The organism is Pseudomonas sp. CLCA07 (assembly GCF_053615335.1).
On record NZ_CM132131.1, the window covers coordinates 455138 to 480815 of the forward strand.

Sequence of the window (25678 nt, forward strand, 5' to 3'; positions counted from 1 at the left end):
TCAGGATGGGGCAGTCAACTGGAGCGATCCGGCCCTGAGCACCCGCGCCGTGCGTGAGTACCTTGAAGGCCTCGACGAAGAGGCTTTGGCCGAAACGCTACCGAAACGCCTGTCGCTGGCGGATCCTCAAGCCCACTGGACCGCTGCTCCTGCCGGCCCAGCTTTCTACGCTTACTCCACGAATTATCTGATCGATACCGAGCACGGCGTGATCATGGATGTGGAACCCACACCGGCTCATCGAACCGCAGAAGTCGAGAGCACCAAGACGATGATCGATCGGGTCGAAGCGCAGCTCGACATCAAGCCAGAGCGCCTCATTGGCGACACCGCTTTCGGCACAGCGCCGATGCTGGTCTGGATGGTGGAGGAAAAAGACATCGAACCGCATGTGCCGGTGTGGGACAAAACTGAGCGCAAGAACGACAGCTTTTCGAGTAACGATTTCCACTGGAATGAAGAGGCTGAGGAATACCGCTGCCCGGCCGGCAACGTATTACGCGGCGAATGGCGAGCCTTCAAGAACGAGCGTTCGCACGTCACAAAAGCCAACACCATCATCTTCCGATCCATGCAGACCGACTGCGCGACATGTCCGATGAAAGCCAAGTACTGCCCGAACACTTCGATTCGCAAGATCGTCCGCAGCATCCATGAAGCCGCTCGTGATGTGGCTCGACGCATCGCGGCGACGCCGGAGTACGTGCGCTCTCGCCACGAACGTAAGAAGGTCGAAATGTTGTTTGCCCACCTCAAGCGAATCCTGAAACTGGATCGCTTGCGACTACGTGGCATGAATGGCGCGTCCGATGAGTTCACGCTGGCGGCCGCGGTACAGAACCTGCGACGTCTGGCCAAACTTGCATCTCAAGGGCCACCTTCTACGGGATAGGTGCGCCTGCACGAAGCTAAAAACCTCAAACTAACCCATTAACAGAGCAGCAAAGGTCAACGAAGGGCCGAGAAACCACTCAATGTGGTGATTAGGTTCTCCGGTGGTAGTCGTGCCTGACTTCAGGTGAGCTGAAAATCCGACTTTTTCAACAGAATCGGCCAAAAGCGGACACCCAACCCTCGGCGTCCAGAGATGTCAGCGCGTCACCAAGTGGACCCCACCTGCTTCGCCATCGCAGCAGCTTATCTGCTAATCGGATTCCCTATTCATGCCCTGTTGATTCCTGGAAGCACAAAACAATCGCCTCACCCCGTCATTATAGAAACACGCAATACATCAGAGCTTCGCCCCGATACCACCAATCACCTGTTCTTGTTGATTGGCGCCATGTTGACGATTCTGGCATTGGTCGTATCAGGTATCTCATTACACCTGCTCAATGTCCTCAAGCAATTGGGGATCGCGACCGCTGTGGCCTTGGCCATCGGCATGGTGATTGGGCCCTCGCAAGTCGCGGCACGGCTGGCAGAGTTTTCCATAGGTAGAAATCTCCACCCAACTTGGTCCGCACGAGCCGGTGTGTTGCTTTTGTTGCCGCTGACCGAAAACTGACCCAGTAAAGGCTGTTCTGCCGACTGAAAACTGACCCAGGTGTTCAACTGCTTCTGCTCAATTTTTGAGCAGGAGAACACAGGGTGATCAGCATGGAAATGATGGGCAAAATTCGGCGCGTGTATTTTCGCGACAAGCTGTCGCTGCATCAGATTGCCAAGCGTACCGGGCTGTCGAGAAATACCATCCGAAAATGGGTCAAAACGCCCGAAGCAGCTCAGCCGGCTTACCAGCGGTGTGCAGCCCTCAACAAACTCAGTCCATTTCACGAGACGCTGGAACAGGCACTCAAGGCCGATTCCTTCGGGGCAAAGCACAATCGCAGGAGCGCCAAAGCACTCTTCGAGCAGATCAAGGCCGAGGGTTACGACGGCGGCTACAGCCAGCTCACCGCCTTCATACGTTCGTGGCGCGGTGAGCAAGGCAAATCCTTACGCGCCTTTGTACCGTTGACGTTCGCCCTCGGTGAGGCCTTTCAGTTCGACTGGAGCGAAGAAAGTCTGCTGATCGGCGGCCTGTTTCGACGGATCCAGGTTTCCCACATGAAGCTGTACGCCAGTCGCGCATTTCGGCTGGTTGCGTATCCCAGCCAAGGCCACGAGATGTTGTTCGATGCCCATTACCGCTCGTTTGGCGCCCTAGGTGGGGTGCCGCGTCGCGGCATCTACGACAACATGAAGACCGCTGTCGACAAGGTCAAAAAGGGTAAGGGCCGCACGGTCAATGCTCGGTTTGCCGTGATGTGCGCGCACTATTTGTTTGATCCGGACTTCTGCAACGTGGCCTCGGGCTGGGAGAAAGGCATCGTCGAAAAGAACGTCCAGGACAGCCGGCGACACATCTGGCTCGATGCTCAAGATTGCATGCTCCACGCCTTCGAAGAACTGAATGTCTGGCTCGGACAACATTATCGTGCGCTCTGGAACGAGTTGCTGCACCCACAGTACAACGGGCTGTCGGTGGCGGACGTGCTGGAACTGGAACGGGTGGAAATGATGCCAATACCGCGCGCTACGACCGGCTCCGTACCACCGATGAGGAGACTCGCAATGCGTGATCTTATGGCGGAACTCAAGGAGCTGCGTCTGCATGGCATGGCCAGCGCCTGGGAAGAACTTGCGTCCCAAGGCGAAGCCGCGACGGCGTCGTCGAAATGGCTGCTCGAACACCTGCTTCAACAGGAACATGCAGATCGCGCCGTACGCTCGGTGAATCATCAGATGAACATGGCCAAACTCCCCATGCATCGTGATTTGGCAGGCTTCGACTTCAGCCAGCGCAGACACCCGCTTGGTCAGGGATCTGTCCAGACTGGAGTTCACCGATACCGCGCAGAATGTCGTGTTCATCGGCGGGCCTGGAACCGGCAAGACCCACCTGGCCACCGCCTTGGCCGTGTCCGGGATCACGACGCATAACAAACGCGTGCGCTTCTACTCCACGGTGGATCTGGTCAATTTGCTGGAGCGCGAAAAACACGAGGGTAAGGCAGGCCGAATCGCTCAAGGGCTGCTTCGCACAGACCTGGTGATACTCGATGAGCTGGGGTATTTGCCTTTTAGTCAGAGCGGTGGTGCCCTGTTATTTCACCTGCTGTCCAAGCTATACGTGCACACCAGTGTGCTCATCACCACCAACCTCAGCTTCTCGGAATGGTCGAGTGTGTTCGGCGACGCCAAGATGACCACGGCGTTGCTGGATCGGCTGACACATCACTGCCACATCGTCGAAACGGGCAACGAGTCCTACCGGCTGCAACACAGCAGCTTGGTCGCCCAGACAAAGATCAAATCACGTGAGCGAAAGCGCAAGGACGACGACGGTACAGAGGACGATGAACCGTTTTGATCGACACCGGGAATACCCTGCCGTATGCCTGCATGCGGTGGGGCTTAGTGCCTATGTCAGCGGGACACTGCTGCTAAGCTTATCCACAATTACTGATGCAAAAATCAGCAATCGGCCCTAGGTCAATTTTCAATCGGCAAAGTGGGTCAATTTTTCATCAGCGCCACCACCCAACCTATCAAGCTGTCTTACAGACTGGCTAATAATCTGCTGGGCCACTATATTTTTCAAACCCAAGCCTCCACAAAATCAAAACTTAGGAACAATATCAATGTACGGAAGCAACGGATATAAAAAATTAGACAACGGATACCTTATCAGCACATTTATATTTGAAATAAACAAACACAAAATCAACAACAAATACAGAACATATCTAAAAGAGCCCTTTACATCCACTCTCAACATAAAAACGCTAAAAACAACAAAAGCGAACTGCCAAAGCCTATCACCTATAGCACCAAGAGACGTAGCAAACACCAAGGCGGACAATGCAGGGACTGAAGAAATTAAAAATGGCAACAAAATCCTTCCTTCGGCACCCATTGACTCCAAGACGTATTTTCTCGACGACACGATTTTATAGAAAAAACCCCCAACTAATAATATGCCCGCCAATGAAATACTATTAAACCCAACCGATCCAACATATTTGCCGCTATAGTCTTCCATCTTACTTACATTCAATAGCGCAATAGCCTTGTCAACCACTAACCCACTCACCCCCAATCCGAGTCCTGTCAAGGCAAGCCTTAAAGCACTTTGGCTGAAAAAATTATAGAACAACCAAAAAAAACCAAAAAAACAAAAAACAAAAGCCGCCTGCACGTGAAATGAAATAGAAGAAACCAGGAGAGCAAAGCCTATAAGTTTTCTATCTTTTAAAAGGCAATACCCACCAAAAATAATTAAAGTCAAAGCACAACCGGCGCGTATTGCATTAGCCTCAAACAATGTAATCGCGTAAATGTTTATCAGCACGATCCAGGCCCAATTTATACCAAGCCTTCTCATTATGAAAACCCTCGTCATTAGCGATATCGTAGCGATTAACGCGTAGACTAACTCTGGACTTTCAGTGATAAAAAACAGAGCCCTCACAAACAGTACAAAACCAACCTCCAGCAGGCCTGAAGGGGGAACACTTACGTAAATAATTGGCAAATTACTTTGCAGCGATAAAAAAATATCACTCAGCTGCATTTTTTGTATAGCGTCAAAGTAGCCTATATAAAAAATATAATCATATGAAAAACTTTCCCGCGCAGAATAAAACGAACAGAAAGCCAATATTAAAAAGAGCACATATAAATTAAAACTAAAAAGACTTCGCGCCGCAGAATAAACGACGCCAAACCCTTGCTGTTTTTCTTGCACTTAATTACCCCTTACCCAACAATGACAAGAGCCTTAAATAAATGCTAGCCTTAGCACTCTGAAAATAAACACTCGGATTAATTGCGAACATAACCCTCCGTCGAAAGCTACTATCGTGATTGCAATACCTATCAAGAATCACATAGTTTTCCTTGCTAAGCGACTTGCCAAAAAACTGCATAAATTCTTCGGCCTGAGCGCGGAACGGGCTAACATTTGACAACCTGGAAAATCGTGAAATAATTTTCTTCTTTAAAGACCTTGAGGCTCCGATTACATTACTACCATGCTGTCTATATTTTATCGTAGGATACTCACTGTAGATAAATTTCCCGAATGCAGAAATCACTAAATACACCCATGCATCATGCATAACAGCATGGCTAGGCCTTACTGACCTGACTATCTTAAATGCTTGTTCATTCATTAGAATTGATGCGCCACTCGCGACAGATTCAACGATGGCATTTTTAAAGATCAAACCCTTTCTAGGTACTTTTGTGTAGCCTATAGGACCTAAAGACTCATCAACAATCTGTAATCGTGTAGAGACAGCAACAGGAATATCACTCCCATCTTTCATCAACAGGTCTACAGAATGCTTGATTTTGTCAATCACCCAAACATCATCAGCATCTGAGAATCCATAATAATCCCCGACAAAATCACAGCAGAAAACAGCTTCAATAAACGATTTGCACGCACCTAAGTTCTTTCCCTTCTGTATAAACACCCTGTCATCATTGGCATATTTTTCACTAATCAAACTAACTGTGCTATCAGTTGAACCATCATCTCTGATCCAAAGCTTTACATTTGCCGACTCCTGGCAAAGTATGCTATCGATTTGCTCAACCACATATTTCTCGCCATTGAACACCGACATGATTATCACAACGTCATGAACTTTCAAATCAAACTCCCTGTAGCGGCGTCAATTAAATTCAATCTGGCATAGCAAAGTCGAAACTCTGAATTAGCCATATTTTACTGCTGCCAAACGCGAATCAAGGATGTGCTTTGCACAAGCAAACATCAATCCAGTATCAAAAATTATGCGCAACAGCCACGCCCATGCTGAACCCTCGACACCATAGTTAATGGTGAGCCACCAGAGGGCTAGCATGAACATTGGAAGCTCGACTAAATGTATCAGCGCTGTCCATCGAGCATGTCCACTGCTCTGAATCAACGTAAATGGAATATGTGTCAGGCTATTAATCAGTATTCCGACTGCAAAGATCTGCAGGATTGTTGCACTCTGGTTGGCAAAATCCTCGTTAATCCACCGACGCATGATTTCGTGGGCGAAAAGTATCAGCACAACCACAATTGGTGTCATCGCAAGAAAAAGCCAGAGCAGAACCTTCTTGAAAAGTTCGCGCGTTTCTCCTCCGCCGCGACTGATCTGCGCGGCAAAGGTTGGGAATAGTACGGCTGTCAATGCAGCAGGGAATATCCAGAGTTTGGTAACAATCTCATTGGGTGTCGCGTAATACGTGACAGCTGCAGTCGAAACCAATGCCCCGATGATGAAACGATCAATGTAACCCATCAAAGGGCTTATGACATTGCTCACAGTTAACCAGCCACCATTGACGCATAACGGTCGAACCCAGGTTCGTTTGACAACCAGCCCCCTATACTCTTTCGGCAAAGAGCGAAAGGCATACCAAGCGTGCACGAGACACCCTAAGACTCGCCCCATAACAAGTACCCAGGCTATCAAGTCCAGTCTAGGCTCATCAATCCAGACCACCGCAGCCGGCCCGAGAAAAGTGAAAAGCCCCATGGGTATGCGAATCAAATTAATAACTCCGAAGGCTTGTCGCGCTTCGAGCACGCCCCGGAATCCTGATGTCAGAACAATGAATGGCATCGCAACAGCCATTGCGTACAGAGCACTAATAGCTTCGGACTTATTAGGAACATTCTTAATCTGATCAACAAGAACTGGCGCTATCAAAGCCATAATCAGACCCGCGAAAAGGCCAAGGACAAGCATAATAAGATAGGCGGTTCCTGTGATTGACGGTAAATCTTGTTTTTCATCACGTGACCATGTGATAGCGATCTGCTGGGTCAGTGCACGCCCTAGTCCAAAATCAAACAAACCGAAGTAGCTAACGACAGCCCAAATCAAGGTCAACAGTCCGAAGCGCTCAGGACCGAGCTCTGCTATTAAATACGGTATAGTAAAAATTGCCGCCAGTAACGGACCGCCAAGCCCAATTAAATTCAATAGAGAGTTACGCAATAACATTAACAACCCCCAAAAAATAAACACAAATAGTTAATTCACAGCCTTCATTCCATAGGGGAACAGTGCTTCTTGGACAGGTATTAAGTACTGATAGAACTAGAGTTGCGATGGGGGCCTCGAGATTATTCTGCTTATTGCGGTGTCGTCGCACCACCGCAAAAAATCGCACCTCTGATGAGCACTTAAGCATCCACGCCCCCTCTGGTCCGCACCAGCCGAATAACATGCAGCTCACCTTTCGGATCAAAACACCTACTTGCCGGATTCTACATACTCCGGTGCCCACAGGGCTCAGAAGGGTTACGGCCTCCTACAATACTCGGTGAAACGGTTGCCTCACGAAAAGTTGCGGCGGATGGGGAGTTGAGCGTTAATTTTCTTCGCCCAATGTACCTTCCTGGATCTGGCGTTGGTTATTTAACGCCTCACTCCCCTCCAGTAAACGGTAGAGGAGGAGTGTTTAGGTCGTGGCTAAACGTTTTTTAATCATCAGACGAATCAGAGCGATGAAGAGACCAAGCATACCGCCAAGCAACACACCAAGCGCCAGAATCAATGCCTTCTTGGGCTTGATGGGGGCATCCGGCAATTCGATTTTACCATCTTGACGGAAGACTGCGACTCCTTCCGGGTCGAGACTTACACCGGCATAAAGCTCGTATTGTTCCTGAAGGTTGCGCAGGTCGGAAATGAAGGGGTCGTCAGATTCGCGTGACTTAAGCACCTGCAATTCTGCTCGCAGCGCCTTGGCTCCGCGCATATACATCAAGCTACCACCCATAAATGCGGCGAGCTCGCTGTCATTCGATCGCCCAGTAATCATCGGAGGTTTTTCAAGGCCAACTTCCTCGGCAACCTTCAGCGCCTCTTGCAGCTGAGTAATGCGGTCCGCACGACGAGCTTTGGCAGTATCCCGCTGGGATTTTATCTGCCGCTCAATATTCCCGGCCTGCACAGAGAGCTCACTTTGAGCGTTTTTCAGCATCTCACCGAGGGATTGCCGAGCCGTCAGGTCGATATAGCGCTTAGCCCAGTCCGCAGCCTGGCCTGGGTCGTGACGCTCAACAACAATGATATAGCGATCTGGCTGATTTTTGTCTGGCGCCTTGACGCTTAGTGATCCAGAAAACTCCATGTAGAGCCTGTCCAGAGACCTTGAACGCTGCTCTGCGTCCAGTGACGGCAAGTAAACCTCCCTGAAGAATTGACGGCGAACTTCCTCGGCTTGCAGGTTACGAGTGAAAACAGCGTATACATCGCTGACCGAGAAAGGCACCAGCCCACGCGCTCCACTCCGTCCCAGGTTGAAGCCAGCAATGTTACTGAGCGAGGGCGGCAGTACGGAAATACGCGCTTCGTAAACCGGCTTACTGAGAAACGCATATAAGGCGGCACCAGCGGTGATCATCAAGGTGACCAGTATGATTAGCCATTTTTGCGTCCATAAACTCAGCAGCAGCTCAACCAAGTCGGTCTCATCATCCCTAAGAGTCCGACGGGGGGAAATATCATTAGTCACAGTTGATCCATATTTTGATGAATAGTCTTGTTTAAACTTGCAGATAACAGTTTTAAGTTCTTACCGCCCGTGCAAAAAACTCCCGCACTCTGCCAACTCCCTCTGATAATACAACCCCTCATGTTGCAGCTTACTGGGCAGGGGCTCTTCTGGACACCGCGAACTCCCATTCATCACAGCCTGCCTGGGTAGCTGGATCGGCTTTGAAGCGGACGTTTCGCGCATCGCCAGAAAAGCATTGAGGACCATCCCCGGGTTGCCACGGCCCGCCTTGAGTGTGATATCGGCCACAGTATCCATACCAACGGCATGGGTAACCGTGGACTCGCGCTAATGCCATAAACGGGAGTCCTGCAAGACTCCCGCTGGCTGGCAATCAAAACCCCATTCAATAATGGACAATCGAAAACCGCTGATAGTTCAACACCTTATGCGCGTTATGCGCGCTAAAATCGCCATCACCAGGAGGGATTGGTACATAAGTTCCACTCTGTTCGTGCCCATAGACTTTGGCACTGAGCTTTACATAACAGCGCTCAAAACACCACCCCCACCTCTACTTCATAACGACTCAAGCGGCTTTCCCAGAACGGGGTCAGCAAGCCGAGCTCAAACTCTTTTGTTTTGACTGTTTCGATCATCTGTTTCACCGACTCGGAGCGCTAGCTAAGCGCGTTAATGATGAACTCGATTCTGATCGAGAACTCCTTGTACAGAGCTTCAGCGTGCGCTACATCCGGGAGCGCTTTGCGCACGGCGCTGATCACGTATTGCAAGCTCAGGAGCTTGCGCAGGTATTTTTCGTCGGAGTGGCATACATAGCGCGAGCAGTAGAGACAGCCGTACTGCGTGCGGACTTACCCCTACAAAACCGGACACCAACACCCCCGTCACAATGGCCATCCGCCTTCGAGCTCTCCTCGCCTGGCGCCTTCTCGTTGCGCTCACGAACGAGGTTGCGGCATAGTGCACGGACTGCCAGAACCGGCTGAGCTCGGCTTCCTGCTGTTTGAGCGTCGCTTCTGCATAGGTCGAGACATTTATGGCTTCGGTGTGACTCAATGATGCAGCAAGCGTGGACGGAGACAGACAAGCCGAGCGCTGCACGAAGCTCTTATGCTTGCGCATTTTGCGCGCCGAAAGATCTGGCACCTTCGAATCAAGAAAGATGCCAGCAATAAAGCCATATAGCGTTTGCATGGCGCCCGCGCGAAACTTGATAGTCGATAGTTCTTTCTTGAGTGGCGACTTTTCAACTTCTAGCGTTTCCTCATAGTTAAACTGAGCAAACTCGGTCGGCGACGCACCTGCAATACGCAAGAAAAGCCCGGCATAGGCTTTTGCCGCAAAAGTCGCCTGGGATACGGCTTGTTGTTCAACACAAACTCGCTGCATTGCTGAGTGATTTCCACTAAATCATCCTTTTACAACTGAACGTGAGCATCGCGTGACACCGGCGGACCTTTTTTACCGATTATCTTGACGGCGCCAGACAGAAATCAGGGGCAGCTTTCTGGTGAGTGCTCACGCATACCGGCAAAGGATTCCAGTAGCCTCACAATCACTTCGCGCAAGGTGATTATTTGCGTGTCGTCACGATGATTGAACTGTTCTTGACTATTCACCTTGCGTACCCACTTCACAGCACGTCGTAGCTGCCGTTGAACAGCTTGCTTTCCCATACTTCTAGGGCGATCACTTTTTCATGGGCATCGTCAATGCCACGCTGATTCATGCGCCGAGTTCGACCAAGAACCAGGAAGGCAAGCGCGATCCGGAAATGCACCTGGCCAAGAAAGGCAATCAATGGTACTTCGGCATGAAGGCCCATATAGAGGTGGATGACGAGTCGGGCTTGGCGCATAGCGTGGTACGTACGGCGGCCAATGTGGCCGATGCCACGCAGTCGATAAGCTGTTGGACTGAGACGAAAACGTAGATTGATTGAACGAGGAAGCGTCAAACTGTTTTCTGTTAAGCGACAAGGGTCTAACTTATGGAGTAGCACATTAACTGTCACCGGAAGTCCTCGAATAAAAACAACTGAGGGTTGCGATCAGGCGATGAACATTCTTTACGATGAACGCGTCGACGGCGTTTTGCCTGACGTCGACAAAGCCGCTCTGCTCAAGGCGCTGCACGCGCGGCTGCCCGATCTGGAAATTCTGCACCAGCAGGAAGAACTCAGGCCGTACGAATGCGACGGGCTCTCCGCTTACCGCACCACGCCCCTGCTAGTGGTGCTGCCCCGCCACCTCGACGAAGTCCAGGGTGTCCTTAGAGTCTGCCATGAGCGGCACGTCCCGGTGGTTGCCCGTGGTGCCGGCACGGGTTTGTCTGGTGGTGCATTGCCGCTGGAAAAAGGCGTGCTGCTGGTGATGGCGCGCTTCAACAACATCTTGCACATCGACCCCGACGCCCGCACCGCGCGGGTTCAGCCAGGGGTACGTAATCTGGCTATTTCCCAGGCGGCGGCGCCCTTCGGCCTGTATTACGCGCCGGACCCCTCCTCGCAGATTGCCTGTTCTATCGGCGGTAACGTCGCCGAAAACGCCGGTGGCGTGCATTGCCTCAAGTACGGCCTGACCGTGCACAACCTGCTCAAGGTCGAGATCCTCACCGTCGAGGGCGAACACCTGACGCTGGGTTCCGATGCCCTGGACTCGCCCGGCTTCGATTTACTGGCCTTGTTCACCGGTTCCGAAGGCATGCTCGGGGTAATCACCGAGGTGACAGTCAAACTGCTGCCCAAACCGCAGACCGCAAAAGTGCTGCTGGCCGCCTTCGATTCCGTCGAAAAAGCCGGCCGTGCGGTGGGCGACATTATTGCCGCCGGCATCATTCCCGGCGGCTTGGAGATGATGGACAACCTGGCCATTCGCGCCGCTGAAGACTTCATCCACGCCGGTTATCCCGTCGACGCCGAAGCCATTTTGCTTTGTGAACTCGATGGGGTGGAAGCCGACGTGCATGATGACTGCAACCGCGTGCGCCAGGTGCTGGAACAGGCTGGCGCCACCGAAGTCCGCCAGGCCCGCGATGAGGCCGAACGCGTGCGTTTCTGGGCCGGACGCAAGAATGCCTTCCCGGCGGTGGGACGCCTGTCGCCGGATTACTACTGCATGGACGGGACGATCCCGCGCCGCGAACTGCCCGGCGTGTTGCAGGCTATCGCAGCGCTGTCGGCCGAATATGGCCTGCGGGTAGCCAATGTTTTCCACGCCGGCGACGGCAACATGCATCCGCTGATTTTGTTCGATGCCAACCAGCCCGGCGAACTCGACCGCGCCGAAACCCTGGGCGGCAAGATCCTCGAATTGTGCGTGAAGGTCGGCGGCAGCATTACCGGTGAACACGGTGTGGGCCGCGAAAAGATCAATCAGATGTGTGCGCAGTTCAACAGCGATGAGCTGACGCTGTTCCATGCGGTCAAAGCCGCCTTCGATCCGGGCGGTCTGCTCAATCCCGGCAAAAACATCCCCACCCTGCACCGCTGCGCCGAATTTGGCGCCCTGCACGTGCATATGGGACAGATGCCCTTCCCTGATCTGGAGCGCTTCTGATGCGCAGCGAATTCGACATGGATGACAGCGCCGCACTGCTGGAACAGGTCAATCAGGCGCTGCAAAACGCAACGCCGTTGCGCGTACAGGGCTCCAACAGCAAGGCCTTCCTTGGGCGCATTGTCGCGGGGGAAGTTCTCGACACGCGCACCCACCGAGGCATCGTCAGCTATGACCCGACCGAACTGGTGATCACCGCCCGTTGCGGCACGCCGTTGTCAGAACTGGCCGAAGTTTTGGACGACGCACAGCAGATGCTGGCGTGCGAACCGCCCTCCTTTGGTGAAGACGCCACCGTCGGCGGCATGATTGCCTGTGGGTTGTCGGGACCACGGCGTCCGTGGTCAGGCTCGGTCAGGGACTTTGTCCTCGGTACGCGGGTGATCACCGGACACGGCAAGCATTTGCGCTTCGGTGGTGAAGTCATGAAGAACGTCGCCGGCTATGACCTGTCGCGCTTGATGGTCGGCAGTTACGGCGCGCTGGGGGTGGTGACTGAAGTGTCGCTCAAGGTGCTGCCCAAACCGCGGCAGTGCCTGAGCATCAGCCTGGAAATGGACAGTGATCGCGCTTTGCTTCGCCTCGTGGAGTGGGGCCAGCAGCCCTTGCCGATCAGCGCGGCGTGCCACGACGGGCAGCGCCTGCACTTGCGGCTCGAGGGCGGCGAAGGCTCGGTGGCGGCGGCCCATGACCGTTTGGGTGGCGAGTTGCTCGACGCTTCATACTGGGCGGATCTCAACGAACATCGACTGGGTTTCTTCGATGAGGACCAACCCCTTTGGCGGTTGTCCTTGCCGCACAACACGCCCCGGCTTTCCCTGCCCGGCGCTCAACTGATCGATTGGGGCGGCGCACAACGCTGGCTCAAATCCGAGTCGCAGGCGTCGCTCATTCGCGAGATCGTCGGTGAGGTCGGCGGGCATGTGACCTGCTACAGCCACGGCCTGATCGACAGCCCGTTCCAACCGTTGCCTGCTGCGCTGATGCACTACCACCAGAACCTGAAGCAGCAACTTGATCCACGGGGCATCTTCAACCCCGGTCGCTTGTACGCGGAGTGTTGACCCATGCAGACCACCTTGAGCGAACAGGCCCGCCAACTGCCCCGCGCCGAAGAAGCCGAAAGCATTCTGCGCACCTGCGTGCACTGCGGTTTTTGCAATGCCACTTGCCCGACCTATCAACTGTTGGGCGATGAGCTGGATGGGCCCAGGGGTCGCATCTACCTGATCAAGCAGGTGCTGGAAGGCCACGAGGTTACCCAAAAAACCCAGCAGCATCTGGACCGTTGCCTGTCGTGCCGCAACTGCGAAACCACCTGCCCCTCTGGCGTCGATTACCACAACTTGCTCGACATTGGTCGCGCGGTGGTGGATGCCGCCGTACCGCGCCCACTCGACCAGCGCTTGTTGCGCGAAGGTTTGCGCCGCGTCGTGCCCAATCCCGGGCTGTTCAAAGCGCTGGTCAACAGCGGACAGATGTTTCGTGCGTTGTTGCCAAACACCTTGCAAGCCAAGTTGCCTCGCCGTGTGTACCCGGCCAAACCACGCCCGACGGTGCGTCACCCGAGGCGGGTGCTGATACTGGAAGGTTGCGTGCAGCCGGGGTTGTCGCCCAACACCAATGCCGCCACCGCACGCGTGCTGGATCGACTGGGCATCAGCATCACACCGAGCCCCGAGGCCGGGTGCTGCGGCGCCGTCGATTATCACCTCGACGCTCAGGCCGCCGGCCTTGATCGCGCACGACACAACATCGATGCGTGGTGGCCGAGCATTGAAAACGGTGTCGAAGCCATCGTGCAAACCGCCAGCGGTTGCGGTGCGTTCATCAAAGACTATGGCCACTTGCTCCGCGCCGACCCGGCCTATGCCGACAAGGCGCAAAAGGTTAGTGCGTTGGCCAAAGACTTGGTCGAAGTGTTGCGCGAAGAACCGCTGGAAGCACTTGGCATCCACGCCGCCCAACGCCTGGCGTTCCATTGCCCCTGCACCTTGCAGCACGCGCAAAAACTCGGCGGCGCGGTTGAAGCGTTGCTGACGCGCCTGGGTTTCAACCTCACGCCCGTGCCCGATAGCCACTTGTGCTGCGGCTCGGCGGGCACCTATTCACTGACCCAACCCGAGCTGTCCCGACAACTGCGCGATAACAAGCTCAATGCGCTGGAGAGCGGATTTCCCGAAGTCATAGTCACCGCCAATATCGGCTGCCAGTCGCACCTTGACGGTGCGGGTCGAACCCCCGTCAGGCACTGGATCGAACTGGTCGAAGCCGCCCTGCCCTGATCGCGCATTGGAGAATTGCCATGAAAAGCAAAGCCGTACTGAGCCAGGCCGAAGTCAGCCAGATCCTCGCCGCCGCCCGCACCGAAGCACAGAACAATCAATGGGCCGTGACCATCGTGATTGTCGACGACGGCGGCCATCCCCTGGCACTGGAACGCCTCGACGGTTGCGCGCCCAGCAGCGCCTACATCGCCACCGAAAAAGCCCGCACCTCGGCCTTGGGCCGGCGCGAATCCAAGGGCTATGAAGACATGGTCAATGGTGGACGCTACGCCTTTTTATCCGCGCCGTTACTGACGTCGCTTGAAGGTGGCGTGCCGATTATTTTTGATGGCCAGGTGATCGGCGCGGTCGGCGTGTCCGGCGTCAAGGCCGAGCAGGATGCGCAAGTGGCCAAGGCCGGGGCAAAATGCCTGAAGTGACGGTATCAGAACATACAACTGATGATTTACCTGTGGCGAGGGGGCTTGTCGGAACGCCGCATCGCCCCGTTGGACAGCGCAGCTGTCCCATTTTTGGGGCCGCTTCGCAGCCCAACGGGGCGATGCGGCGTTCCGACAAGCCCCCTCACCACAAAGGCCCCTTAGCCACAGACTGTGAGCACCACTACTTCCGCGCCAACTTATACCTGATGCACTCTTCATAAAAACTCTGCCGGACCGCAGCAGGTTTGAACCGCGACGGGCTGTCGTATGTTTGCTCGGTAATGCCCATGGCCATCATGTGCATCCACGGTTTGTTGAACTTGTAGGTCTGTATCTTCTGGCGAGCGGCATACAGCGACACCCCGGACAACTTGAGCTCTTGGGCTCTGGCCGCCGTCCCCGCGCCCCAGTCACACATATAGCGGTCATTGGGCATCAACTCCCTGGCCTGGACCGCACCCGCCATGCTCGCCAGGGTAAACGAGATCAACGTGACCGTTACATTGCGCAATTGCATTCCGCCTAACCACCTGAAAATAAAGTGATTTTGGCGATAACTTCGCGCCAGCGGGGCCAGCAAATTGCCTTACCCGCGTAAAACATCCAGCGTCGGGTTCAGTTTCCCGAGACCAGCCTGAGCCCGATGACACCGGCCAAAATAAGCACAATGCACGCGATCCTCAGCGCCGTGGTGGCATCCCCCAGCAGCGCCATGCCCAGAATCGCGGTGCCCGCCGCACCGATACCGGTCCAGACCGCGTAAGCTGTTCCCACCGGCAGTGAGCGCAATGAGAGCGAAAGAAGAAAGACACTCGACAAACCCGTGGCGGCTGCCAAAAGTCCAGGGACTAACCGGGTGAATCCTTCCGAGCCCTTCATGTAGAAAGCGAACGCAATTTCGAGAATGCCAGCGATGCCGAGCAGTGCCCATGCCATGTTGATTGTCCTGCGGGAGGAATGACGTAAGTTGAATCGCCAGGCATTACGACCTGGCGAAACCTGGAGAGCGCTCTACTTTCCAGCCGCCGCAGGGGTCGAACGGAACGTCACACCAAATCGATTAAAGGCGTTCATCAACCCAATCGCGTAAGTCAGATCAGCCAATTCTTTATCATTGAACTCGGCAGCTGCCGCTTCATATTCCGCATCGGGAACGCCTGTATCAGCGACGCGTGTGACGGTTTCCGCCCAGCCCAGCGCAATACGTTCACGGTCAGTGAAAACGTCACCCGCATCGCGCCAGACTGGCACCAGCACCAATTTTTCAACGACGACGCCCAGTTTGAGCAGATCGCGCGAGTGCATATCGATGCAATAGGCGCAGCCATTGATTTGCGACACCCGTAAATAAACAAGATCGATCAGTTCGTGGGAGAGACCGCTTTTTTGCAGGTAGACGTACACCCCGCCAAACGCTTTGTAGCCTTCGGGTGCAGCCTTGGCGTAGTCGAGACGATTGTTCATGATGAATCCTTTGTGTTTGCTGTGAGGAGCTCCATCGTGCTGCGTCTTGGTCTAATTGCTAAGATCCATGATCAGCCTTGCGTCATGGGCCATGAAGGCGCAGTCATGGCTCAGTCCACCGCTCACTTCTTGGACCTTTGCCATAGGTCATCTGCTTCCTAGAATGCCCCCTCGAATACGTACTTTTATTTAGGGGCGAACCATGAAAATCCTCCATGTGACGTGCAGCCCTCGCGGGATAACTTCCGAGAGCTATCGACTGTCCAGGCACATCATTGGTCATTTGCTAAAGAGCGATCCCACTGCAACCGTTATCAACCGGGTGGTGAGCGGCGATGCCATACCGCAGGTTGATGAGCATTACGCGATGTCCCAACAAGCGTCCGCCGATGTGTCCCAAGAAGGCTCCATGGCCCAATCGGAAGTGCTGATTGAAGAACTGGAAAGCGCCGACGTTGTGGTGATTGGCACCCCCATGCACAACTTCACCGTCCCCGCGGCACTGAAAATCTGGATCGACCATATCGCTCGCGTCCGTCGCACGTTCAATGTCGGCGCGCAAGGGAAAACCAGTGTGCTGCACGACCGTCCCGTCTTTATTGCCGTGTCATCGGGAGGACGATTTTCAGGAGAAAAACCGCGTCAGCCCGACTTTCTGACCCCGTATCTGAAAGCGGTTCTGGGCATGATCGGACTGCATGCACTAACGTTCTTCTCTGTTGAAGGCACCGCTTTGGGTCCGCAGGCCGTAGCGCTGGCCAGGAGCAAGACTGACCAAGCAGTGGAAGCGCATTTTTCAGCGCTTCGATGAGCAAAGGGAGAGCCCCATGAACCGCCTCACCGCTGTCGCTTTTTTGTTGTGCGCCTCGTTTTCGATTGCACACGCTGCCGAGCGCTGGGAAACGCTGCCCGCCACGCCCCAGATCACGATGGCGTCCAAGTCCGCCTACCTCGACGTCAACGGCGCGATAATTTTCTACCGCGTCATTGGGCACGGTTCTCCCGTTGTCCTGTTGCATGGCGGCCTGGCCAACTCCGACTATTGGGGCAATCAGGTCAACGTGCTCGCGCCGCATCACACCGTGATCTTGCTGGACAGCCGTGGCCACGGTCGCAGCAGTCGGGATGCGCAAGCCTATGGCTACGACTTGATGGCCGATGACGTCGTTGCGGTGCTGGACCACCTGAAAATCCCTAAGGCGGACGTCGTGGGATGGAGCGATGGGGGGATTTTGGGTCTGGACCTGGCGATGCGTCACCCTGATCGCGTCGGAAAAATATTCGCCTTCGCCGCCAACTCAAAAACCTCAGGCGTCATCCAAGGCGTTGAAAAAAACCCGACGTTTGCCGCCTACATTGATCGCGCCGGGCAGGAATACAAAAAGCTGTCGAAAACACCCGACAAGTTTGATGAGTTCGTCGAACAGATCAGCCATATGTGGGCGTCGCAGCCAGAGTGGAGCGATGCGGACCTCAAGACCATAAAAACGCCGGTGTTGATTGTCGATGGCGACCACGATGAAGCGATCAACCGTGAGCACACGGAGTACCTGGCCGCAACCATCCCGGGCGCCGGCCTGGCCATATTGCCCAACGCCAGTCACTTCGCATTCATGCAGGCACCGGCGGACTTCAATGCGATCATGCTGAATTTCCTCGGGCAAAAATAAGGACGCACCTTGATACGAAGCGAACCGTCCCTGAGCGGTGGATGAAGCCATGAACCAGCAGATCAAGCGCTTCTCCCCCCTCGACCCGACCTCTACCGAACCGATCTACCGGCAGCTTTACTGGCGGTTCCGCGGCGCCATAACGGACGGTTTGCTCATGCCAGGCGAACGCGTTCCCGCCGCACGGGCATTGGCCAAGGAACTGGGACTGGCGCGAGGCACCATCGATACCGCGTATTCCCTCCTCACCGCCGAAGGGTTCCTCCAGTCTCGTGGCCAAGCGGGCACGGTTGTGGCGGCGGGCATCAATGTCAAGGCACTGTCTGCTCGTGCGGCGCAAACAGCCAGCCCGGCGAGCAGCCAGTACATCCGGCACAAGGCACCCATTCTGCCGTTCCAGATGGCCCTGCCCGCACTGGATGCCTTCCCCAGAAAAGTCTGGTCGCAAATCGGCGCTCGCTGCGTTCGCGCTACGCAGATGGCGGACATGGCCAACCCCTCGGTGTACGGGCTGGACTCACTACGCTCTGCGATTGCCACTTACCTGCAGGTTGCGCGCGGCATAACGTGTTCGCCCGCGCAGGTGTTCGTCACTTCGGGCTACCGAAACACGCTGTCGCTGATCACTCATGCGCTGCTCAAGCCGGGTGACCGAGTGCTCGTCGAAGACCCAGGCTACTTGCCTACCCGGCAGTTGCTGGAACACCTGCAAATCCAGGTTGCCCCGGTTTCCGTGGACCAGGACGGCATGCAGGTCGCGCAAGGTATTCAGCGCACACCCGGCGCCCGTGCAGCCGTCGTCACACCGGCCCATCAAAGCCCGCTGTGCGTCTCGCTGTCGTTGCCACGTCGCCTGGAATTGCTGGAGTGGGCATCCCGGCAGCAAGCGTGGATTGTCGAGGACGACTACGACGGTGAGTACCGCTATATCAGCCGTCCACTGCCTGCACTCAAGAGCCTGGATCGCGACGGTCGTGTGCTTTATTGCGGCACGTTCAGCAAGGTGCTGTTTCCCGGCATCCGCCTCGCTTACCTGGTGGTGCCGGAGGCACAGGTCGAACGCTTCGAACAGGCCGGCCAGATATTCCTCGGCGGTTGCCCGGAATTGACCCAAGCCATCGTCGCCACCTTTGTGACCGAGGGGCATTTCGCTCGCCATATCCAGCGCATGCGAAAACTCTACGGTGAACGCCGCGAGGCCACGGCGCGCGGACTCAAGAAAGCCCTGGGCGATCACATTCGCATTGATACCCTGCCGGGTGGCATGCACCTGATTCTTCGCCTGCCCGGGCAACCGTCCGACAGCGCACTGGTCGAGCGCCTGCAACAGGCCGGGATTTACGCAGAAGCCCTGTCCGACTGGCGTATCCATGACCCGACCGATTCGGCGCTGCTGCTCGGGTTCGCCAACATCGACTCGCAAGAGATGGCCGAACAACTGGGCAGACGCATTCTGGAATTGATCTAGGCATCTCGACGAACATGGCCCGGTTCAACACGCCATTCTTGGCTCTTTTGCCCGGGCCGATGGGGCGACACCCTGTGTGCTGAACCACTGACCCAGCCCCAGGAAAATCCGATGCCGACACCTCCTCCCCTTCGCAGCATTGCCGTGTTCTCCGGTTCCAACACCGGCTTCAATCCCGCCTATATTGAGGGCGCCCAAGCCTTGGGCCGGGAAATCGCCAGACGCGGCATACGCCTGGTGTATGGCGGCACCGACAAAGGCTTGATGGGTGTGATGGCCGACACGGTGCTCGCCGAGGGCGGTGAAGTCGTTGGCATCATCACGCGCCTATTGTTCGACCTCGGGTACCTTCATCCCGGCCTGGCCCGGCATGAAGTCACCCATGACATGCGCAGCCGAAAGGCGCGCATGAGCGAATGGGCCGATGCGTTTATCGCATTGCCGGGCGGTTTGGGGACGTTTGAAGAACTGTTTGAAGTCGCGACGCTGACTCAGTTGGGCGAACACCACAAAGGGGTCGCCTGCCTGAACATCGGTGACTTTTTCAACCCTGTGCGCAGCCTGCTCGAACATGCGGTGAGCGAAGGCTTCATGAAAACCGAACACCGCGACATGCTGATCTTCAACATCGATCCGGCGGCGCTGATCGATGCGCTGGAGCAGTGGCAGGCGCCCACGGTGACGAAATGGATGGGAGTGGCAGGCGCTTGGCCTGGCCCGCCCACCTGATCGGCGCCGTCAGCGCAACGCCGCCCTCAATTCCTTGACCCGTTCGTTCCAGGTGAAGTGATAGACATGGGCAGGCGATAGCGGATGACACTGTCCGTTGTCCGCGTCGGCCCCCACAATCGACCACTTCGCACGCGAGGTTTCGCCCAACTCACGGGCGGTCTGGGCATTGAAACACTTGCCCAGCTCCTCGTCGGGGACAAGCGCGTAGGCCTTGGGATGGTCGCGCAGCCATTGTGCCGCTTGCTCGACCGAGGAGCCGGCCATGCCGAAATGCACAATCGGTTGCCGAGCGTACAACCAGTGCCCCTCGCGCCAGTTGACCAGCACCAGTTCCGCACCGCCGGTCATGGTTGCGGCCTGCGCCATGATCGCGTTATGCGGGTTGGCACCGTCCCTGACCGGCTCGATGAAGCCACGGGCGAACCACAGCGCAAACCAGATCACGGCCACCGCCTGGAACACCTGTCGACCGCGCGGGCGCTGGCTGAACCAGCGTTTGAGTAACCAGGGCATCAGCGGTGCCGCCACCAGCACCAGCCCGGGCAGCGCCGGGTAGATGTACAACTTGCGCTTGCCGCTGCTGATGCAGAAAAACAGCACCACCAACAGGACCCAGCCCAGCAGCACCAGTACGCGACCGTCGTGCTTGCGCAGTTGCCGATGCCACGCGGGCACCAGCCACGGCAGCGCCAGCACCAACGGCAGCCAATATTGCGGGATCACGTAAACGAAGAAATACCAGAACGGTTCCCGATGGTCCCAGGCCGCGGCATATCGCCCTGCGGTCTGACGCAGCAGAATTTCCTTGGCATAGGCCACTTCATCGGCGCCGCCATTGACCACGATGGACAACGCCAAGGGCAGCAACCAGATCGCCGTGGCGCCCAACATCACCGCCAACCCCAGCCACCACTTGCGCACCTCGCCCGGCATCGCCACCACACCGGGCCAGTGTTTGCGCACCGCATAGGCATACGGAATCAGCATCAGCGCCGGGACAAACCCGACCCCTTTGGTGATCACGCCCACGCCCATCGCCGCGCAACCGATGTAAAACCAGCGCCAGGCCGGGCCGAGCAACAGGTGACGCGCCAGGCCGTACAGACCGACCGATGTAAACAGCACCAAAAAGCTGTCGATCTGACCGGTTTGCAAGATGCTGTAGGTCTGATAAGTGGCCAGGTACAACAATGCCGCAATCCGGCCGATCCGCCGATTCCACAGGCGACGGCCCAGATCGTAGACCACAGCGGTGACCGTCACGCCGGACAACAGGCCCGGAATATAAAGGGCAATGGCGGGTTTTCCGGTCAGCCAGCTCAAAAACGCTACGGTCCACATGAAAATCGGCGGCTTGTCGCCGTAGATCTCTGCCGCCCGGTGCGGAATCAGCCACGAACTGTTGTGCAACATCTCCAGGGCAACGCCGAGGAATCGCTCCTCGTCGACATTCTGCGGCTGCCGCAGCCCCAACCCTGCGCCGATCAGAAGCAACGCCAGCAACATCAGGCCTAAGCACTCAACGCCGGGCGATAGCGATCTACGCATGAGTCAGTCCTTCACGGGCGTGCTATTGGTCTGGTACTCACTGTACAACCATTGCAAGACAAAGCGACCGGTGAAGGCAGGCTGGCCTATGACCCGACCGCCAGTCCGCTATTGGTTGGTATCAAGGGTGAACTCTTCATCGCTGATAGAAGTGGCGATACCACTTCACAAATTCCGCCACACCGGTTTCAACCGTTACACGTGGATGGAAGTCGACCCAGTCCGCCAACGCCGACACATCGGCCCAGGTCTTGATCACATCCCCCGCCTGTAGCGGCAAATAGTTGCGCCGGGCCTTGATGCCCAGCACCTTCTCCAGACAGTCGACGAACGCCAACAACGGCACAGGCTCGCCCCGGCCGATGTTGAAGATTCGGTTGGCAGCTTCGCCGTCACTGCCTGGTATCGGCGGTTTTTCCCGCAAGCGGGCAATGCTTTCGACGATGTCATCGACATAAGTGAAATCGCGGGCCATCTCGCCGTGGTTATAGATATCGATCGGCTCGTCATTGAGGATCGCTTTGGTGAACTTGAACAAGGCCATGTCTGGCCGGCCCCACGGCCCGTAAACAGTGAAAAAGCGCAGACCGCTGGCACGAATTCCGTAGAGATGGCTGTAACTGTGCGCGAGCATTTCATTGGCGCGTTTGCTGGCGGCATACAGCGAAACCGGGTGATCGACGGCGTCTTCGACACTGAACGGCATCTTGCTGTTAGTGCCGTACACCGAACTGCTCGACGCGTAGATCAAATGCTCGGGGCGATAGTGCCGGCAGGCTTCCAGCACATTCAGAAAACCCACCAGGTTCGATTGCGCGTAGACGTCCGGGTTGTCCAGCGAGTAGCGAACGCCCGCCTGCGCGGCCAAATGCACCACCTCGGTGAACGCATGCTCTTTGAACAATGCCATCAAAGCCGGTTTATCAACGATATCCAGCTTCTGGAAACGAAAACCCGGCAACGACTTCAACTCATTGAGCCGTGCCTGTTTGAGCTCTACGCTGTAGTAGTCGTTGAGGTTGTCGATTCCGACGACTTCAAGACCTTGCTGGCACAACCGCTTAACAGTGTGAAAACCAATAAAGCCGGCAGCGCCGGTAATCAGAACAGTCATAGTCCCTCATTATTATTCGAAACCCGCTTCAACTTCATACCCTGCACCATTGATAAGTCATAGAGGCCCATGACATCGTTGACACGAAGCCGCTGTCACCCTGCCCGTCCAATGGTGAAATCTTGTTACATATTCATTTAAATCGTATGAGCGTGACAAGGGGGCTTGGCCGCGCACTAATGTTACTGATAAGCCTTGTCATTTATGACATTGCCAGCGCCGAGCCAAGACCTGCGAGCATGGTCTATTTGCGCACCATCGATCTGAGCATCGAGCAGGACATGCGCTATGCCAGCGCCCACAACTTCACCGGGCATCGGCTCGAGGGCTACGACGCCGCCGAATGCCTGTTGTCCGTGGACACCGCCAAGGCCCTCGCCCGGGTGCAAGCGGCATTGCGCACGCAAGGCTATGGTTTGAAGGTGTTCGATTGTTATCGCCCCAGCCGCGCCGTCGCCGACATGGGGCGCTTCGCGACAGAGCCGGGTGACCCGCGCAAGGCCGAGTTTTATCCGCGCGTGGACAAGCAGGACTTCTGGCGCCTGGGCTATGTGGCGCGGGTGTCGGGGCACTCCAAAGGTTCAACCGTGGACCTGACACTGATTGGCCCAGAGGCCCTACCCGCCGACACCTGGACACCTGCGGCGGCGCAAGTCGATTGCACGGCGCCCTATGATCAGCGCTGGCACGACGGCGCCCTCGATATGGGCACCGGTTACGATTGCTTCGATGAACGCGCACATACCGCTAACTCGACGATCAACGCCAGCGCGAAAGAAAACCGCCAACGCCTTAGCAGCGCCATGGAAAAAGAAGGGTTCGCCGGGTATTCGAAGGAATGGTGGCACTTCACGTTCAGTGGCGAAGGAGCACCGAAGGACGTGATGGATTTCCCCATTACACCGATGAGCTCCAGCGATGTCATCGGTGCCAGCGGTCAGCTGATCGTGGTCACCTCCAAGAACTGGGATGACATCCAGGGCACCGCGCAGCGCTATGAACGTGACGGGAAAACCTTTCGAAAGTACGGCGATGCCTTTCCCGTGGTCGTCGGCAAAAACGGCATGGGCTGGGGCAAGGGCCTTGGCAGCGTTGATGCGGTTGAAGGCCCGGTCAAACGTGAAGGCGACGGAAAAGCACCCGCAGGAATATTCAGACTCGGAACAGCATTTGGCTACGACACCTCGGTCGACACCCGACTGCCGTACCTTGCGCTGACACCCACCACCGAATGCGTGGATGACAGCCAATCCAGTCGCTACAACGAACTGGTAGACGGCGCTGCGATGGCCAAGGACTGGAACAGCTCAGAACACATGCGCAACGAAGAGGGCTATCGCAAAGGCATTTTCATCGATCACAACACCCCGGCCACAGCGGCCTCGGGCTCGTGCATTTTCTTCCATATCTGGCGTGGCCCCACTTCGCCGACGGCGGGCTGCACGGCCATGGATCAGGCGGATATTGCTGCGTTGCTCAAGTGGCTCGACCCTGGCGAGTCTCCGCTGCTGGTGCAGATGCCAGAGGCGCAATACGAGCAGTTTCGTGAAGGGTGGAAATTGCCGTGATGTTGGTGGGGTTTGGACTCCATCAAGGCTCGCATATCAGACATCACCTGACTTTCCGGAAGCCACAAGACCTTGTGTCGTTGCCTGCCATTGCGCCTGAATCCGCCGGCTTGTGCGTCTATGAGTTGAACCTCAAATCAAGGCAATACGTGTAATACCCCCCATCACGCACATAGCCCAACGACTCATACAACCGCTGCGCACCGAGATTGTCGGTGGCGGTTTCCAGCACCATGCCCTTGGCACCGCTCAACACCGCAAAGTCGCGAGCGGTGTTCATCAGCAACGTGCCTACCCCTCGTCCTCGGGCCTCAGGGGTGGTGAACAGGTCACTGAGCAGCCAGGTGCGGTGAGCATCGATGGAGGAAAACGTCGGGTATAACTGCACGAAGCCCAACGCGTCACCCACGGCATCTTCGGCGAGGAAAATCGCAGACTCGTCCCGGGCGATGCGTTCAGCGATGAAATCCCGGGACTGCGTCAGGTTCGAGGGCTGGCCGTAGAAGCCTCGGTAGGCGTCGAAAAGGCGCGCAACCTGGTCGAGATGGCTAGCGTCGACGCGAAAGGCTTTTACGACCATGTTGCGCGGCTCCTTGGGGGTTGGATTACTTGGGCTGCGCCACAGTGCGCAAGTAAGGTTTGATGGTGTTGAAGCCGTCCGGGTACTTCTTCCGCGCGTCTTCATCGGACACCGACGTAGGGATGATCACGTCCTCCCCCGGACGCCAGTTAACCGGCGTGGCGACGGTGTGCTTGGCGTTCAATTGCAGGGAGTCGAGCAGACGCAGCACTTCATCGAAGTTACGCCCGGCACTCATCGGATAGATGAGCATGGCCTTGACCTTTTTGTCCGGGCCGATGATGAACACGGAACGCACGGTGGCGTTGTCTGCGGCGGTGCGGGTGCCGCCACTGGCATTCGGGTGGATCATGTCGTAGAGCTTCGCCACCACCAGGTTCTCGTCACCGATCATGGGGTAATTGACCGCGTGCCCCTGGGTTTCTTCGATGTCCTTGGCCCAGCTTTCATGATTGCTGACCGGGTCGACGCTGAGCCCGACAATTTTAGTATTGCGCTTGTCGAACTCCGGTTTGAGCCCGGCCATGTAGCCCAGTTCGGTAGTGCACACCGGGGTGAAATCCTTGGGGTGCGAAAACAGGATGGCCCACTTGTCGCCAATCCATTCGTGGAAATTCAGCGTGCCTTCGGTGCTTTCGACGCTAAAGTCCGGTGCCTCGTCGCCAATGCGGATTGCCATGTTTTTTCTCCTTATTATGGGGTCGCAGGGAAAACCGTCAGAATCGGGGTACCTCTCCAACGGCATTC

The 25678-nt window shown here is 56.0% G+C and carries 23 protein-coding genes and 4 pseudogenes; 14 read left to right on the forward strand and 13 right to left on the reverse strand.

Annotated features, from left to right (window positions below):
• Window positions 1-13: 13 nt before the first annotated feature.
• From ACWGZX_RS02160 to istB, 4 genes and pseudogenes are all read left to right on the forward strand, one after another.
• Window positions 14-892, forward strand: a pseudogene (locus ACWGZX_RS02160) (transposase); the annotation flags it as partial.
• A gap of 195 nt (window positions 893-1087) precedes the next feature.
• The gene (locus ACWGZX_RS02165) at window positions 1088-1507 is read left to right on the forward strand and encodes a hypothetical protein (RefSeq protein ID WP_452627099.1); all 420 of its coding nucleotides are present in this window, start codon (window positions 1088-1090) and stop codon (window positions 1505-1507) included.
• A gap of 92 nt (window positions 1508-1599) precedes the next feature.
• Window positions 1600-2574, forward strand: a pseudogene (istA, locus tag ACWGZX_RS02170) (IS21 family transposase); the annotation flags it as partial.
• Window positions 2557-3355, forward strand: a pseudogene (gene istB / locus ACWGZX_RS02175) (IS21-like element helper ATPase IstB). The pseudogenes istA and istB, both read left to right, overlap by 18 nt.
• A 249-nt stretch (window positions 3356-3604) precedes the next feature.
• On the opposite strand, the gene ACWGZX_RS02180 reads toward istB, so the two are convergent.
• From ACWGZX_RS02180 to ACWGZX_RS02200, 5 genes are all read right to left on the reverse strand, one after another.
• A complete protein-coding gene (locus ACWGZX_RS02180) occupies window positions 3605-4732 on the reverse strand; it encodes an EpsG family protein (protein ID WP_452627100.1) in 1128 nt (375 codons plus the stop codon).
• A 4-nt stretch (window positions 4733-4736) separates the two neighbouring features.
• Complete coding sequence (locus ACWGZX_RS02185) at window positions 4737-5645, reverse strand: glycosyltransferase family 2 protein (RefSeq protein ID WP_452627101.1); 909 nt, start codon at window positions 5643-5645, stop codon at window positions 4737-4739.
• A gap of 63 nt (window positions 5646-5708) precedes the next feature.
• Entirely contained in the window at window positions 5709-6995 is a 1287-nt protein-coding gene (locus ACWGZX_RS02190) for a flippase (protein ID WP_452627102.1), read from the reverse strand.
• Window positions 6996-7455: 460 nt separating this feature from the next.
• Window positions 7456-8514 (reverse strand): LPS O-antigen chain length determinant protein WzzB, encoded by a 1059-nt coding sequence (locus tag ACWGZX_RS02195; protein WP_452627103.1) that lies wholly within the window; start codon window positions 8512-8514, stop codon window positions 7456-7458.
• 720 nt (window positions 8515-9234) lie between these two features.
• Window positions 9235-9909, reverse strand: a complete 675-nt coding sequence (locus ACWGZX_RS02200; protein WP_452627104.1) for a hypothetical protein — start codon at window positions 9907-9909, stop codon at window positions 9235-9237.
• 316 nt (window positions 9910-10225) lie between these two features.
• Between ACWGZX_RS02200 and ACWGZX_RS02205 the strand changes: the two are divergent.
• The 5 genes and pseudogenes from ACWGZX_RS02205 to ACWGZX_RS02225 form a co-directional block, all read left to right on the forward strand.
• Window positions 10226-10420, forward strand: a pseudogene (locus tag ACWGZX_RS02205) (transposase); the annotation flags it as partial.
• Between the two features lie 157 nt (window positions 10421-10577).
• Window positions 10578-12077: a glycolate oxidase subunit GlcD gene (gene glcD / locus ACWGZX_RS02210; protein WP_223517299.1), complete on the forward strand. Its 1500-nt coding sequence runs from the start codon at window positions 10578-10580 to the stop codon at window positions 12075-12077.
• Complete coding sequence (gene glcE, locus ACWGZX_RS02215; RefSeq protein WP_452627105.1) at window positions 12077-13141, forward strand: glycolate oxidase subunit GlcE; 1065 nt, start codon at window positions 12077-12079, stop codon at window positions 13139-13141. The genes glcD and glcE overlap by 1 nt, the downstream gene beginning before the upstream one ends.
• A 3-nt stretch (window positions 13142-13144) precedes the next feature.
• Entirely contained in the window at window positions 13145-14362 is a 1218-nt protein-coding gene (glcF, locus tag ACWGZX_RS02220; protein ID WP_452627106.1) for a glycolate oxidase subunit GlcF, read from the forward strand.
• Between the two features lie 20 nt (window positions 14363-14382).
• A complete protein-coding gene (locus tag ACWGZX_RS02225) occupies window positions 14383-14784 on the forward strand; it encodes a heme-binding protein (protein ID WP_223517304.1) in 402 nt (133 codons plus the stop codon).
• A gap of 184 nt (window positions 14785-14968) precedes the next feature.
• Here the strand turns inward: ACWGZX_RS02225 and ACWGZX_RS02230 are convergent, their stop codons facing one another.
• The 3 genes from ACWGZX_RS02230 to ACWGZX_RS02240 all read right to left on the reverse strand — a co-directional run bounded on the left by ACWGZX_RS02230 (window position 14969) and on the right by ACWGZX_RS02240 (window position 16251).
• Window positions 14969-15304, reverse strand: a complete 336-nt coding sequence (locus ACWGZX_RS02230; RefSeq protein ID WP_223517306.1) for a hypothetical protein — start codon at window positions 15302-15304, stop codon at window positions 14969-14971.
• Window positions 15305-15402: 98 nt separating this feature from the next.
• A complete protein-coding gene (locus ACWGZX_RS02235; RefSeq protein WP_223517307.1) occupies window positions 15403-15723 on the reverse strand; it encodes a DMT family transporter in 321 nt (106 codons plus the stop codon).
• Window positions 15724-15798: 75 nt separating this feature from the next.
• A complete protein-coding gene (locus ACWGZX_RS02240; RefSeq protein ID WP_452627107.1) occupies window positions 15799-16251 on the reverse strand; it encodes a carboxymuconolactone decarboxylase family protein in 453 nt (150 codons plus the stop codon).
• Window positions 16252-16453: 202 nt separating this feature from the next.
• On the opposite strand from ACWGZX_RS02240, the gene ACWGZX_RS02245 reads away from it, so the two are divergent.
• The 4 genes from ACWGZX_RS02245 to ACWGZX_RS02260 all read left to right on the forward strand — a co-directional run bounded on the left by ACWGZX_RS02245 (window position 16454) and on the right by ACWGZX_RS02260 (window position 20118).
• Window positions 16454-17062 carry an FMN-dependent NADH-azoreductase gene (locus ACWGZX_RS02245; protein ID WP_452627108.1) on the forward strand — a complete coding sequence of 203 codons (609 nt, stop codon included), beginning with the start codon at window positions 16454-16456 and terminating at the stop codon, window positions 17060-17062.
• A gap of 16 nt (window positions 17063-17078) precedes the next feature.
• Window positions 17079-17921, forward strand: a complete 843-nt coding sequence (locus ACWGZX_RS02250; RefSeq protein WP_452627109.1) for an alpha/beta fold hydrolase — start codon at window positions 17079-17081, stop codon at window positions 17919-17921.
• Window positions 17922-17970: 49 nt separating this feature from the next.
• Window positions 17971-19389: a MocR-like pyridoxine biosynthesis transcription factor PdxR gene (gene pdxR, locus ACWGZX_RS02255; RefSeq protein WP_452627110.1), complete on the forward strand. Its 1419-nt coding sequence runs from the start codon at window positions 17971-17973 to the stop codon at window positions 19387-19389.
• 111 nt (window positions 19390-19500) lie between these two features.
• A complete protein-coding gene (locus ACWGZX_RS02260; RefSeq protein WP_452627111.1) occupies window positions 19501-20118 on the forward strand; it encodes an LOG family protein in 618 nt (205 codons plus the stop codon).
• A gap of 9 nt (window positions 20119-20127) precedes the next feature.
• Here the strand turns inward: ACWGZX_RS02260 and ACWGZX_RS02265 are convergent, their stop codons facing one another.
• The 3 genes from ACWGZX_RS02265 to ACWGZX_RS02275 are packed head-to-tail and all read right to left on the reverse strand — an operon-like array spanning window position 20128 to window position 22783.
• Window positions 20128-21669, reverse strand: a complete 1542-nt coding sequence (locus ACWGZX_RS02265; protein WP_452627112.1) for an ArnT family glycosyltransferase — start codon at window positions 21667-21669, stop codon at window positions 20128-20130.
• Between the two features lie 3 nt (window positions 21670-21672).
• On the reverse strand, window positions 21673-21759 hold the full coding sequence (locus ACWGZX_RS02270) for a hypothetical protein (protein WP_452628955.1): 87 nt from the start codon (window positions 21757-21759) through the stop codon (window positions 21673-21675).
• Window positions 21760-21805: 46 nt separating this feature from the next.
• Window positions 21806-22783, reverse strand: coding sequence for an NAD-dependent epimerase (locus tag ACWGZX_RS02275; RefSeq protein WP_452627113.1), 978 nt, complete (start codon window positions 22781-22783; stop codon window positions 21806-21808).
• A gap of 179 nt (window positions 22784-22962) precedes the next feature.
• Between ACWGZX_RS02275 and ACWGZX_RS02280 the strand changes: the two genes are divergently transcribed.
• Entirely contained in the window at window positions 22963-24351 is a 1389-nt protein-coding gene (locus ACWGZX_RS02280) for a M15 family metallopeptidase (protein WP_452627114.1), read from the forward strand.
• A gap of 118 nt (window positions 24352-24469) precedes the next feature.
• On the opposite strand, the gene ACWGZX_RS02285 is transcribed toward ACWGZX_RS02280, so the two are convergent.
• Together ACWGZX_RS02285 and ACWGZX_RS02290 are read right to left on the reverse strand one after the other, a co-directional pair.
• Window positions 24470-24931 (reverse strand): GNAT family N-acetyltransferase, encoded by a 462-nt coding sequence (locus tag ACWGZX_RS02285; protein ID WP_223517330.1) that lies wholly within the window; start codon window positions 24929-24931, stop codon window positions 24470-24472.
• Window positions 24932-24956: 25 nt separating this feature from the next.
• The gene (locus tag ACWGZX_RS02290; RefSeq protein ID WP_452627115.1) at window positions 24957-25610 is read right to left on the reverse strand and encodes a peroxiredoxin; all 654 of its coding nucleotides are present in this window, start codon (window positions 25608-25610) and stop codon (window positions 24957-24959) included.
• Between the last annotated feature and the right edge of the window lie 68 nt (window positions 25611-25678).

What these genes read in the sequence shown, in the direction of transcription:
- ACWGZX_RS02165 (WP_452627099.1), top strand. Translation starts at nt 1,088, where the DNA reads ATGTCAGCGCGTCACCAAGTGGACCCCACCTGCTTCGCCATCGCAGCA.
- ACWGZX_RS02190 (WP_452627102.1), bottom strand. Translation starts at nt 6,995, where the DNA reads ATGTTATTGCGTAACTCTCTATTGAATTTAATTGGGCTTGGCGGTCCG.
- ACWGZX_RS02200 (WP_452627104.1), bottom strand. Translation starts at nt 9,909, where the DNA reads ATGCAGCGAGTTTGTGTTGAACAACAAGCCGTATCCCAGGCGACTTTT.
- glcD (WP_223517299.1), top strand. Translation starts at nt 10,578, where the DNA reads ATGAACATTCTTTACGATGAACGCGTCGACGGCGTTTTGCCTGACGTC.
- glcE (WP_452627105.1), top strand. Translation starts at nt 12,077, where the DNA reads ATGCGCAGCGAATTCGACATGGATGACAGCGCCGCACTGCTGGAACAG.
- glcF (WP_452627106.1), top strand. Translation starts at nt 13,145, where the DNA reads ATGCAGACCACCTTGAGCGAACAGGCCCGCCAACTGCCCCGCGCCGAA.
- ACWGZX_RS02225 (WP_223517304.1), top strand. Translation starts at nt 14,383, where the DNA reads ATGAAAAGCAAAGCCGTACTGAGCCAGGCCGAAGTCAGCCAGATCCTC.
- ACWGZX_RS02230 (WP_223517306.1), bottom strand. Translation starts at nt 15,304, where the DNA reads ATGCAATTGCGCAATGTAACGGTCACGTTGATCTCGTTTACCCTGGCG.
- ACWGZX_RS02235 (WP_223517307.1), bottom strand. Translation starts at nt 15,723, where the DNA reads ATGGCATGGGCACTGCTCGGCATCGCTGGCATTCTCGAAATTGCGTTC.
- ACWGZX_RS02240 (WP_452627107.1), bottom strand. Translation starts at nt 16,251, where the DNA reads ATGAACAATCGTCTCGACTACGCCAAGGCTGCACCCGAAGGCTACAAA.
- ACWGZX_RS02245 (WP_452627108.1), top strand. Translation starts at nt 16,454, where the DNA reads ATGAAAATCCTCCATGTGACGTGCAGCCCTCGCGGGATAACTTCCGAG.
- ACWGZX_RS02250 (WP_452627109.1), top strand. Translation starts at nt 17,079, where the DNA reads ATGAACCGCCTCACCGCTGTCGCTTTTTTGTTGTGCGCCTCGTTTTCG.
- pdxR (WP_452627110.1), top strand. Translation starts at nt 17,971, where the DNA reads ATGAACCAGCAGATCAAGCGCTTCTCCCCCCTCGACCCGACCTCTACC.
- ACWGZX_RS02260 (WP_452627111.1), top strand. Translation starts at nt 19,501, where the DNA reads ATGCCGACACCTCCTCCCCTTCGCAGCATTGCCGTGTTCTCCGGTTCC.
- ACWGZX_RS02265 (WP_452627112.1), bottom strand. Translation starts at nt 21,669, where the DNA reads ATGCGTAGATCGCTATCGCCCGGCGTTGAGTGCTTAGGCCTGATGTTG.
- ACWGZX_RS02275 (WP_452627113.1), bottom strand. Translation starts at nt 22,783, where the DNA reads ATGACTGTTCTGATTACCGGCGCTGCCGGCTTTATTGGTTTTCACACT.
- ACWGZX_RS02280 (WP_452627114.1), top strand. Translation starts at nt 22,963, where the DNA reads ATGTTACTGATAAGCCTTGTCATTTATGACATTGCCAGCGCCGAGCCA.
- ACWGZX_RS02285 (WP_223517330.1), bottom strand. Translation starts at nt 24,931, where the DNA reads ATGGTCGTAAAAGCCTTTCGCGTCGACGCTAGCCATCTCGACCAGGTT.
- ACWGZX_RS02290 (WP_452627115.1), bottom strand. Translation starts at nt 25,610, where the DNA reads ATGGCAATCCGCATTGGCGACGAGGCACCGGACTTTAGCGTCGAAAGC.